Below are 9,504 nucleotides of genomic sequence, written 5' to 3' on the forward strand. Positions count from 1 at the left end.
TCACAACCGGAACGCTTCAAACTCGATCCGCTCCAGCAAATGCCGGGACTAAACAAGCCGCACAACGACCGACCATGCGGTTCGTAACGGCAAAGAGCGAAGAGCAGCAGGCGGCGGCCATGGTGTTCCGCATTCGCGATCTTGTGGTTCGCCAGCGTACGCAGACGATCAACGCGATGCGGGGCCATCTTGCCGAATTCGGGCTGGTGGCCGCGCAGGGGCTTTTCTACGTGGCCAAGCTCGTCGCGGCGATTGAGGATAAGGATTCCGCCATCCCCGAAGCCGTCCGGCCGGTTCTATGCCTGCTCGTTGAGCAGCTCCGCACGCTGGATGAGAGAGCGGCCATTCTCAACCGCGAGATCGCCCGGCGCGCCAAGGAAGATGCGGAAGCCCGGCGATTGATGACCATTCCCGGTATAGGGCCAATTGCCGCAACTGCCGTTGCCGCGTTGGCTCCTTCGGCCCGGACGTTCCGGAGAGGCCGGGACTTCGCGGCATGGCTCGGCCTCACGCCGCTGCAACGTTCCTCGGGCGGCAAGCAAAAGCTCGGCGAGACGTCCCGAATGGGCGAGCGGACTTTGCGCCGGCTGCTGATCGTCGGGGCCAGCGCGACCGTGCGCTGGGCGATGCGCAAAGGCGCGGCAGCAGATCCTTGGCTCTCTGGGATGCTGAGCCGCAAGCCGCCCATGCTGGTGATCGTCGCCCTGGCCAACAGGACGGCACGCGTCGTGTGGGCGTTGATGGCCAAGGGCGGGACCTACAGGGCACCGGCTCTGGCAGGGTAGTCCGCTCCCCGGGCGGTCCGCCAAAGTGTGAGAAGGTCGAACGGAGATAATGGCGCTACGGTCAATGAGACGGGATCGGGAAAACCAGATCATGGATACGCGCCTCGAGCGCGCCAGATTGTTTTGGACCCGCTCCGCGAACTCCCATACGGGCCCGCGGCATATGACAGCCGCAACAGAGGCCGGACACATGTCAGCACCCGACCACGCTCCGCGCTCTTCGAAAAGATTCTTCTTGCACCAACGGGGGCGTCCACACATGATGACGATGTCACCGGGCTTGAGGGTTGGGGCGAGAACCTTGTCGACATAGAGCTGGAAACGCTCGCCGTTGATCGGTCCGTCGATCAGCCATGGTGCATCGACACGGTCGTGGCGCAGTGCCGCCAAGAAGGTCATGGTCTTCCAATGACCGTGCGGCACCTTGGCCTTGATCCTCTCGCAGCGCGGCGCCCATCCTCTGAGCGGCGCCATATTGGTCTTGGTCCAGGTCTCGTCGATGAACACCAGGCGGGAAGGATCGATGCGGTCCTGATGCTTTGCCCACTGGACCCGCCGGCGCGCCACATCGGGGCGATCCTGCTCACTGGCGATCAGCGTCTTTTTTTGTGACTGAGCTTCTCGGCGTGAACGAACTCCCATACCGAGCGGTAATCGACCTTCAGGCCGTGATCGCCAAGCTCGGCCACAAGACCGCGCAGCGTGAACTCCGCCGCCCGGCAGCGTACCAACAGCCACTCCCGATGCTCTCCGGCAATCTTCTTCGGTCTGTGCCCACCCATCTTGCCGGGTGTCAGCTTGTTCGTCTCGCGCAAGCGGCGCACCCATCGGATGACCGTGCTGATTCCAACCCCGTAGCGCTCTGCGGCCTGACGTCGCGACAGGCCCTCCTGCTCAACCGACGCTACCACCCGCGTGCGAAGATCCATCGAGTAAGGCTTGCCCATCCATGCCGGCCTCCTGACCCAGCCAGCAGGTTGAATCAGATTTGCTCGCCTTCGGGAATCCCCTTTCGATTCAGACTCAATTCATCCCGCTCTAGTGCCGCCTGGCAGGTTGGCGCCGCTCCCCATGTCGATTTTACTGCGCTACGCGGCTTGGCGGCGCTGCTGCAGGATTTAACACCCGCTTCGGGCACCCCATCGCAAATGCGAGATTCGAGCGCAGCATTGGACTCTCACGACGCGCTCCAGATGGTGCGGCCTGATCTTCTCAGACATCATGACACGCCTCCTGTCGCTCCGTAGTAAGCGCGTAGCTGATGCCGTCTAGCGCTGGTAGTTCCAAGGCATGAGCGCCTCGACGTCGCTGTTTGGCCAGCCATTGGCGATGCGCTCGAGGGTCTGGGTGAGCCAGGCGTGCGGATCGACCTGGTTCATCTTGGCGGTGGCCAGCAGCGTGGCGATGGTGGCCCATGTCCGCCCGCTGCTAGCTGAAGCGCGGATCGAGCACCGGCACGTAACGTGAGAACGTGTCGACGACCGTCAGCACACGGATCTTCTTGCCGGGGGCGAGCTGATCGTGGACGAAGTCCCTCGCCCAGACGTCGTTCGAGCCAATGGCCTCCTGGCGATCTTCCCGCAGCTTCGACTTTACGCGCCGCTTGGGCGTCTTGTTCCTCAGTTGGAGGCCCAAATTCCTGTAAATGCGATAGGTTCGCTTACATTGAAGGGACAAAGTCAGTTGCCCAAACTGCTCGCAGGTCCAGGCTCCAGGATGGGATTGAGGTCATCAATAATAAGCCGCAAGCTCCACTTAATCAACCTCTTAACCCAAATTGTGTCGGTAGCACACGATATGTCCGGTTTAGGTAGCACACGATCTGTCCAGTAGGTCTCGACCTTTTGCGGGGTCTGGATGCGCCGGTCGGAAGCCAATCAAGGTGTGCGAATGATCAAGTTTCGAGACGTTTTGAGCCGGTATGAGGCTCTGGAGTTCAACCAGATGGAGGCGGCGCAGTTGCTGGGTTTGAGCGAGCGGACCCTTCGGCGCTGGTGCTGCAGGTATGAAGAGGCTGGGGAGGCCGGCTTATTGGACCGCCGTCTCGGCAAGGCGTCGGGCAAGCGGGTTCCGCTGGACCGGGAGTTTGAGGTCGAGACGCTCTACCGGACGCGTTACGGCGGGTTCACGGCCAAGCATTTTCACGAACTTCTGGTGCGCGATCATCAATTCAACTGGAGTTACACCTGGACGAAGGCGTTCCTGCACTCGAAAGGCCTGTTGACCAAGGCATCCAGGCGTGGGGCGCACCGGCGCAAGCGGCCGCGCCGGCCCTTGCCAGGGATGATGCTGCATCAAGATGGCTCGCGCCACGTCTGGCTCGCTGGCCAACCGCGCTCGACCTCATCGTCACGATGGACGATGCGACGAACACGATCTATTCGGGCTTTCTGACCGAGGAAGAAGGGACGGCTTCGACGTTTCGGGCTTTGGAGGAGGTGTTTGGCGGCCATGGCCTGGCGTTGAGCCTCTATACCGATCGAGGCAGTCATTATTTCCATACGACGCAGGCTGGCGGAAAGATCGACCGGACAAACCTGACACAGTCGGTCGCGCGTTGGCTCACCTTGGCGTGGAGCATATCGCGGCTTATTCGCCGCAGGCACGGGGTCGTTCGGAGCGGGTTTTCCATACCTTGCAAGACCGGTTGACGAAAGAGTTGGCGTTGGCCGGGATCACCGCCATGGAGGAGGCCAACGCCTTTCTGCGCGACGTTTATATTCCGGCCCACAACAAGCGCTTCGCCGTCAAGCCCGAACAGGAAGGATCAGCCTTTGTCGCCATCCCCGGCGTCGATCTGGGTGAGATCCTGTGCATTCAGGAGGGCGCCTGGTCGGCAATGACAATTGCGTCTCATTCAATCGGCTGAAGCTGCAAATCCCCGAGAGCCCGTTGCGCCCGCATTTCGTCAAGGCGACAGTCAAGGTGCGCCGCTATCATGACGGCGCCTATGCCATCTTTCACGGGCCACGTTGTCTGGGTCGCTACGATCACAATGGAATAGAAGTGGACAGACAAAAAGCCGCTTGAATCCGCTCGGCGGTCGCGAGAACAAAAGCAGAAGCAGCGGACAACTCGTGTGCTACCTAAACCGGACAACTTAATTCGCTATCGACACCTCTTCACCCAAATTCGTTATAGCTCAAGCGCGGCATTGCGGTCGATCACACGACCGTCCGCCATTGGGTCGTCCGCTTTCTTGCCCCTGCCGGTGAAGCGCTTCAACCTGCGCGAGCGGAGTTTTGCTGGCAGCGTCAGCGTTCGCAACTCGTCACGCTTTGGTTCATCGAGCAGCGGGACCTGCCAGCCGCCAATCGCTTCTTCAGAAAGCCCTCGACTATCATAGGCCGGCTGGTCCGAGTCACCACCGATGGCAGCAGACCGACCGTGAGGCAGACGTTTCCTGTGACGCCACAAATCGCTTGCAGGATTGTTCCCGGGTTTTGGCTATCGATGATCCACCAGAGCCCGTACCTCATCAAGACGCTCGAGGAGGAGCATCGGGGTCGCTAGCGCCGCGTGCGGCACATGCACGGCTACAGATCATTCCCCAGTCTCGCCGCCCGACCAGCAGCTAACCAATCCTCCGGCATCTTAGCACAGCTATTGCAACGAAACCTTCAACTAAATTTGCAGAATCTTTGCGACCGCAAATCGCTGAAAATGGTAAGTGCACTGCCAGGTCTGAGGATCGGCACGCCTAAAAAGCTGATGCTCGGACCGCCGCACAGCATCAGCTAAGAGGTTAACGAGTCAATGGCAAGAAGAGCTCTCATTCTGCTTGAAGGCGGAACTAATAGTCGCCTATACGTCCAAGCGGCCCAGCGTCTTGGTCTTCATCCAATTACCCTGTCCGCCGATCCCGCTCGTTACGACTATCTTGCGGTGGAAGGAGTTGAGGCAATCCGTGTCGATACAGACAATCTCGACGTGCTGATCCGCGAATGTTCCCAGCTGCGTGCGACCTATGACATTGCTGGCATTACTGGCTTTACAGGCGCCGACGAGTCGGTCCACGTGACAGCCGGCAAGCTCTGCCGGTATTTCGATCTACCAGGACCGAACCCCGCATCGATTGAACGATGCTGCGACAAATTCACTCAACGTCAGCTCCTCGCGGAGGCCGGCGTTGCAGTACCTGCTTATCGCTTGGCAGCGAATGCGACGGACGTAGAAAGCTCTGCTGCGGCGATCGGCCTGCCGGTGATTCTTAAGCCAGCCGTAGGCTGCGGCAGCCGCGGTGTCCGATTGTGCCGCAATGTCGATGAGTTAGCCGAACATACCGCCTATCTGTTGGGCGGGAAGCACATATGGCGGTCTTCGCCGAGGATACTGGTCGAAGAATTCGCACAAGGTCCCCATTATACCGCTCAGATAATGGGAAATGAAGTCATTGGAATTACCACCTCTGACTTCGGCCCCCCACCGCATTTTGTCTATCGTCAGTTCACCTTTCCGGCCGAGCTGATTGATGACGAGCATGAGCGTATCGCCGATGTTTCGCTGAAGTCTTTGCGAGCTCTCGGCCTTGGCTGGGGGCCAACGAACATTGAATTCCGGTGGACGAAGCTTGGCCCAGTGGTCATTGAAGTCAATCCGCGCCTTGCGGGCGCGCTCGATTCTCAACTGGTTCAGCTGGCTTACGGTGTCGATCTCGTCACCGAGCACATCAAGCTCTTCATCGGCGGCGAATCGAATTTGCGCTCAAGGCACTCGTACACTGCGGCCACGCGGATACTGGATACTGATCGCGATGGCATCCTCGATTGGATTGATGGCGTCAGTCGGGCGGCTGCCATATCAGGCGTCGTCGAGGTCAAACTGTATGTTGAACCGAAGACGCCGATCGTCAGGAAAGGCGATTACCGAGACGGTATCGGACATGTCATCGCCGTTTCCCCCAGCCTTGCTGAGACCGAGGTCGCACTTCAGCGGGCCGTCGAATTGATCAGTTGGTCAATCACACCATTTCCGAGCCGTGGCGATTAGAGACAATCTTCGGCCCTTACCTCCGCACGCCGGCGCAGGTGGCGCCAGGTAAGATGACCTTCACCCAACATTGGTGCAAATGCCGTCACGCTCCGTGTGATAGAGTTGCTCACCATTAATATTACCGTGTTGATCGATTCGTGTGGCGCGCCAATTCTGATGAGAAGCCGCGCTCGCAGCTTCATTGTCGCGCCGCAGATCGAGCGTCATCAGGATGCGCAGAATGGTTGTCTTACCCGAACTTGATGGGCCGATCAGCGCCAGTTCCTCGCCCGGCATCGCTGCCGTCGTTGACAATGGGATCGGGTCGACCATGGCGGACGCGACGGTCGCCGACACTGTGTAATGGCGCGATAGAGATGCATCCACTGGCCACGGACTTTATGTACGTCTCATCCGCATGCCACTTGCCGGTCACGGCGCGCTTGCGCCGATTGAAGTGCGTCAGCAGCAATGGCGAGAAGTGAACGACCCAGAGATGGAGATGGTCAATGCTTACGCCGCACTCGGCCATCATATCCTTCAGGTCGGGCAGGCTCAAGCCATAGGCCAGATACCTGGTCGAAATGGCGGCCCTTGATCATTTGAAACCCTCCGGCAGATAACCGGAAAGCCATGCCGTAATCCCCGTAACTGAAAAGTTTGCAACAGAACCGCCGGCACTGGCTCAAGAGCCGGATCGATGCCCAGAATGAGATCGGCCAGCTCTTCTACGCTGGCATTGTCGGCACAGGCGTCCAGGATCCGCCGGTAAATGGTGAAATGCTCCCTGTCGTAGCTCGTGAGGCTTTCCGACCAGGGGACTTCGTCCTTGATGTTGGCTTCATTTTCGGTCTTGCCAATTTGATGTGAGTAGATGGTGGCGGCCGGCCGGTTGCGGCCTGGCTGAGCTTCTTCACCGACGACCAAACTGTAAAGAAGGAACGATCCTTCCTAGAACGATAATTCCTTTTCAGCGCCTATCTCGCTGTGGATCTCAAAGAGGTCATGGCGATCAACATGCATCGCTTGCGCCATGAACAGGATCTGACGCAGGAAGAGTTGGCTGCACGCGCGGATCTTAGCATGCGCTATGTGGGCTCGATCGAGCGTGCCCGCGTCTCCGCAAGCGTCAGCGTGCTCGGACGACTTGCGGAGGCGTTCAGCATTGACCCCTGCGAGCTAATAAAACCATCGCGCAAGGTATAGCATTCGCGATCGCCCTCGGCGGAAGCGGAAAATCCAGCCAGCTTTTGACGGCGCTCGCACGCCTGACGACGCGCTCCTGTCGTGAACTGAGCCGGCTTTTCTTCGGCAAGCAGGCAGTCTCGGCCATATGGTTGCAGCGGCAGCCACAAAGAGCCCAACAGCACGACCCGTGGCGATTAAATGCTCTGATTGCTCTGATCCCTGAAAACTGAATCGTTCGAAAGCGGAGTTTTCCGCGGTAACATCCCCTGGCTGGGAGGAACGGAAGACGAATGAAGGCATCGAAGTTCTCAGATGCGCAGAAGGCGTTCATTCTGAAGCAGGGATCGGACGGAATCTCCGTCGCGGAGATCTGTCGTCGGGCGGGGATCAGCCAGGCGACGTACTTCAACTGGAAGAAGAAATACGACGGACTGCTGCCGACCGAGATGAAGCGGCTTGAGGACGAGAATGGCAAGCTCAGGAAGCTGGTGGCCGATCTCTCCTTGGACAAGGAGATGCTGCAGGACGTCATTCGCCGAAAACTATGAGGCCTGGTCGCAAACGTGAGCTGGTAGCGGAGACGTGTGATGAGTGGAACGTGTCGATCCGGCGGGCATGCCGGCTTCTGGAGTTCGGCACGTCGACCTATCACTACAACTCCCGCCGCCGTGATCAGGCCGGCATCGAAGCTCGGATCGGCGCGCTAAGCCGCGCGAGGAGCAGGAGTGATGTTCGACGCAAGGAAACGCCTTCCTAAGCGGTGTCCGCAGGCTTGCCTCCGCAGCAAGAGCGGCGGTTGTCGCCAAGGACCGGGCAACACAAGCCTCACTTCCTGCGATGGAGCCGACCGGGCGCGTTTCCCCGGAGACGGAGGTTGGCCATCTAAAAACGCGATGGTTCAGCCCCTGACTATGTATTGGCGAACAGGGCGGTAGCTGAGGCATAGTTGGGACTGCAATGGATCGAAAAGGCCTGGTGCTGACAGTAGAACGAATCGAGCCGAATATGCAGATTACAGACATCCTGATCGCGCCCGGGAACGGCGCTTTTTTCTATGATGACCAGACTGCCATTCGCGGTGGCGCGATCCAGGACGGGTTTAGGTATGCCGGCGAACCCGCTACTTCCGGATTCCGGTCCATTCGCGTTCCGGCATCTTCGCTCAGCATTGGGCTGGTTCTGTCCGACGACGTCATTGTTTGGGGCGACATGATGGGCGTCCAATACTCTGGTGCTGGTGGACGCGATCCTTTCTTCGATGTCGATCAGATTGCGGATTTGACCTTGCGTGCTGTAGCGCCTCGGCTTCTCGGTCTCGATGCGTTTTGTTTTCTAGACGCTTGCGCAAGGGCCTTTGAGCCCTTTCGCGGGATGCGGCTACCCTTGGCGCTCGAATATGGCGTTAGCCAAGCTCTTCTTGCCGCGGCCGCCCATCTCCGGCGCAAGACCATGGCCGAAGTCATATGTTCCGAGTTTGAATTGCCGCTGCCCACGCGCAGGGTTCCCATTTATTGTCAGAGCGGCGATGCTCGCGAAATCAACGTGGACAAAATGATCCTGAAGGGGGTGGATGTGCTTCCCCATGGCCTGATCAACTCACGGCAGAAATTCGGCGTCGGCGGCCAGACCTTCATGGAGTTCGTGACGTGGGTTGCAACGCGTACGCGGCAAATCGGCCGCCCGGGTTATCATCCGGTGCTGCATTTTGATGTGTATGGCTGGATCGGCCAGGAAATCGGCTTGGAGCTGCAAAGCATCGCCGACTTTATCTGCAGGGTTGCAGATACCGTCCCGGATTTCGTGCTCAACATTGAGTCTCCGGCGGACTTTGGTTCGACGCAAGCCCAAATTGACAACTACGCCCGGATTGTATCGATTTTGGACGACCGAGGTTCTAGTGCTCGTATTGTCGTGGACGAAAGGTGCAACACGCTTGAGGATATCCGCCTCTTTGCAGGAGCGAAGGCCGCGCATCTCATTCAAATCAAGACGCCCGATGTCGGCTCATTGGCTGACACGGCACGTGCCGTGCTCCTGTGCAAGGAGAACAAGATAGGCGCGTACGTTGGAGGAAGCTGTACCGAGACAGATCTCTCTGCCCAGGCTTCTGTCCACGTATCGGTGGCGACCCAGGCAGACATGATGCTTGCGAAGCCTGGAATGGGCGTCGACGAGGCATTCTCGATCGTGGGCAATGAACAGAACCGGTTGCTGGCGATGCTGAATCGTCGCCGGGCTTAAGACAAAATGTTGGATGAATAGAGCGGTGTTGCATGCAGAACTCTCTTGAGGGGATCACTGTCGTAGCTGTGGAGCAGGCCGTTGCTGCACCGTATGCATCGTCTCGCCTTGCCGATGCAGGCGCTCGCGTGATCAAGGTTGAGAGGCCTGAGGGAGACTTTGCCCGGAATTACGATAAGTTGGTGCGGGGGCAAAGCGCTTACTTCGTTTGGCTCAACCGGGGTAAGGAGTCAGTCTGCCTGGATTTGAGGTTGGAGGCGGACCGTGCCGTGCTGGACACGCTTGTTGCTGCTGCCGACGTCTTTATCCAGAATCTGAA

The 9,504-nt window shown here is 58.8% G+C and carries 8 protein-coding genes and 5 pseudogenes; 8 read left to right on the forward strand and 5 right to left on the reverse strand.

Translation table 11 applies throughout. The features are described from left to right. Positions 1 to 785, forward strand: a 785-nt coding sequence (locus EOB59_RS22475; RefSeq protein ID WP_128289281.1) for an IS110 family transposase, incomplete at its 5' end; no start/stop codon positions are given. 258 nt (positions 786 to 1,043) lie between these two features. Here the strand turns inward: EOB59_RS22475 and EOB59_RS22480 are convergent. The 3 pseudogenes from EOB59_RS22480 to EOB59_RS22490 all read right to left on the reverse strand — a co-directional run. After that, positions 1,044 to 1,732, reverse strand: a pseudogene (locus EOB59_RS22480) (IS630 family transposase); the annotation flags it as partial. A 321-nt stretch (positions 1,733 to 2,053) separates the two neighbouring features. Continuing rightward, positions 2,054 to 2,209 (reverse strand): annotated as a pseudogene (locus EOB59_RS22485) (transposase domain-containing protein); the annotation flags it as partial. 13 nt (positions 2,210 to 2,222) lie between these two features. Continuing rightward, a pseudogene (locus EOB59_RS22490) lies at positions 2,223 to 2,447 on the reverse strand (IS3 family transposase); the annotation flags it as partial. Positions 2,448 to 2,675: 228 nt separating this feature from the next. Here EOB59_RS22490 and EOB59_RS22495 point away from each other — a divergent pair. From EOB59_RS22495 to EOB59_RS22505, 3 genes are all read left to right on the forward strand, one after another. After that, on the forward strand, positions 2,676 to 3,179 hold the full coding sequence (locus EOB59_RS22495; RefSeq protein ID WP_164895722.1) for a helix-turn-helix domain-containing protein: 504 nt from the start codon (positions 2,676 to 2,678) through the stop codon (positions 3,177 to 3,179). Between the two features lie 178 nt (positions 3,180 to 3,357). Continuing rightward, a complete protein-coding gene (locus tag EOB59_RS35680; protein WP_206622065.1) occupies positions 3,358 to 3,654 on the forward strand; it encodes a hypothetical protein in 297 nt (98 codons plus the stop codon). Between the two features lie 887 nt (positions 3,655 to 4,541). Beyond that, positions 4,542 to 5,774 (forward strand): acetyl-CoA carboxylase biotin carboxylase subunit family protein, encoded by a 1,233-nt coding sequence (locus EOB59_RS22505; RefSeq protein WP_128289273.1) that lies wholly within the window; start codon positions 4,542 to 4,544, stop codon positions 5,772 to 5,774. 60 nt (positions 5,775 to 5,834) lie between these two features. Here EOB59_RS22505 and EOB59_RS36580 read toward each other — a convergent pair whose 3' ends face one another. Both EOB59_RS36580 and EOB59_RS22515 read right to left on the reverse strand, forming a co-directional pair. Beyond that, positions 5,835 to 6,089 (reverse strand): hypothetical protein, encoded by a 255-nt coding sequence (locus EOB59_RS36580; protein WP_245486708.1) that lies wholly within the window; start codon positions 6,087 to 6,089, stop codon positions 5,835 to 5,837. 13 nt (positions 6,090 to 6,102) lie between these two features. Next, positions 6,103 to 6,358: pseudogene (locus tag EOB59_RS22515) on the reverse strand (DDE-type integrase/transposase/recombinase); the annotation flags it as partial. Positions 6,359 to 6,743: 385 nt separating this feature from the next. On the opposite strand from EOB59_RS22515, the gene EOB59_RS22525 reads away from it, so the two are divergent. The 4 genes and pseudogenes from EOB59_RS22525 to EOB59_RS36585 form a co-directional block, all read left to right on the forward strand. After that, positions 6,744 to 6,962: a helix-turn-helix transcriptional regulator gene (locus tag EOB59_RS22525; protein ID WP_128289274.1), complete on the forward strand. Its 219-nt coding sequence runs from the start codon at positions 6,744 to 6,746 to the stop codon at positions 6,960 to 6,962. A 272-nt stretch (positions 6,963 to 7,234) separates the two neighbouring features. Next, a pseudogene (locus tag EOB59_RS22530) lies at positions 7,235 to 7,641 on the forward strand (transposase); the annotation flags it as partial. 308 nt (positions 7,642 to 7,949) lie between these two features. Then, positions 7,950 to 9,185, forward strand: a complete 1,236-nt coding sequence (locus EOB59_RS22535) for a methylaspartate ammonia-lyase (protein ID WP_127395343.1) — start codon at positions 7,950 to 7,952, stop codon at positions 9,183 to 9,185. A gap of 32 nt (positions 9,186 to 9,217) precedes the next feature. Continuing rightward, positions 9,218 to 9,504: CoA transferase (locus EOB59_RS36585; protein WP_245486707.1), on the forward strand; the 287-nt coding region annotated here is incomplete at its 3' end.

Source organism: Mesorhizobium sp. M7A.F.Ca.MR.176.00.0.0 (assembly GCF_004023165.1).
In the GTDB taxonomy this organism is placed as follows: Bacteria; Pseudomonadota; Alphaproteobacteria; order Rhizobiales; family Rhizobiaceae; genus Mesorhizobium.

Bases quoted from the DNA above. Each gene is read 5' to 3' on its own strand.
- EOB59_RS22505 (WP_128289273.1), top strand. From the start codon at position 4,542: ATGGCAAGAAGAGCTCTCATTCTGCTTGAAGGCGGAACTAATAGTCGC.
- EOB59_RS22535 (WP_127395343.1), top strand. From the start codon at position 7,950: ATGCAGATTACAGACATCCTGATCGCGCCCGGGAACGGCGCTTTTTTC.
- EOB59_RS22495 (WP_164895722.1), top strand. From the start codon at position 2,676: ATGATCAAGTTTCGAGACGTTTTGAGCCGGTATGAGGCTCTGGAGTTC.
- EOB59_RS36580 (WP_245486708.1), bottom strand. From the start codon at position 6,089: ATGGTCGACCCGATCCCATTGTCAACGACGGCAGCGATGCCGGGCGAG.